Annotated in this window: 1 protein-coding gene; it reads right to left on the bottom strand. The window is 49.2% G+C overall.

Going from position 1 to position 1,052, the window contains the following annotated elements; translation table 11 throughout:
- Positions 1–362: relaxase domain-containing protein (locus tag GVL52_RS27840; RefSeq protein WP_160012642.1), on the bottom strand; the 362-nt coding region annotated here is incomplete at its 3' end.
- Positions 363–1,052 lie beyond the last annotated feature (690 nt).

The following is a 1,052-nucleotide window of genomic DNA, read 5'->3' as shown; positions in this document are numbered from 1 at the left end:
ATCCTGCCCTTCACCTTGTCCCCAGCCTGACTCCAAATCACAGAAACAGATTTAGGCGGACTTAGCGTGAAATCATGAAGCGCCACTCTATTTTTTTGATCGGCGTTTTGAACCAGTTTTTCACCGATTTCGGGGTGGCGGCCAGCAGTGAGCGCTGCAAACTTTTTCGAGTCAACCCCAGCAAAGGACAAACCATCAGTGATACCAAGCAAGGTATTCCTCTGCCCAAATGAATTCGGAGCGACATACCAAACACCTGGTGGCTCTTTCTCCCCAGCAGTGTAGTAATCATCAACCTCACTCGAATGGTTGAGATAATAATCCCCACCACTCTTTCCGGCCTTCTTATAAGAGAGAGTCATGGATTCACATCCAATTCTTGCATCAACCTCGATAACTTTGAATCAATGATTGCAAGCAGGCTCTGGTTGATTGAACTTTTGTTGAGGACAGCCTGGGACATTTCACCAAGGTCTCCCAAGGTCAGCTCCTGAGGTCCTTGGGACCGCCTCCTGGCCAGCTCGTTCAAGACCGCCTCATGCAAGAAGCCAGAGGTGGTCTCATCCGGACGAAGGGCAGCCTGGATCCGTGCCAGGTCAGCAAGCGCGAGACGAGTCGAGATCGTTTTCGTGGCAGCGGCAGGTATGGCCATGAGCGTGTTTACTTATGTAGACAGGGTGGATAGCAGAGGCTACAAAGGAGATTTCTGACCCCACAGACAGCAACCATAGGTGCGTGTCTGTGTAGGTGAATTCTAGGGTTTCAGGGGGCAGTCTGGCAGCTTGCCGCCGGGGATGCAAGACCAAAAAATGACCATATGAAGCGACAGCCGAAAGATGGTGCTTTTTTGGTCTTTTTTAGGTACATTCTGCCTGCGGACTGTTGCCAAAAAACAACCTTTTTATGACCTTTTTTCGACCATGTACAAAAATGGTCGTTTTTAGGTTGATAGATGGTCGTTTTTTGGTACAGTTGACCGCAACCTCATCCATAGTTGAGACATATGACACATGGCATCTAGGTACGACCCACACGCGAAGCTGATTGAGGAT

It is taken from the genome of Rhizobium sp. 18055 (assembly GCF_902706285.1).
Lineage (GTDB): Bacteria > Pseudomonadota > Alphaproteobacteria > Rhizobiales > Rhizobiaceae > Rhizobium.
This window is presented reverse-complemented; position numbering and strand designations above follow the sequence as displayed.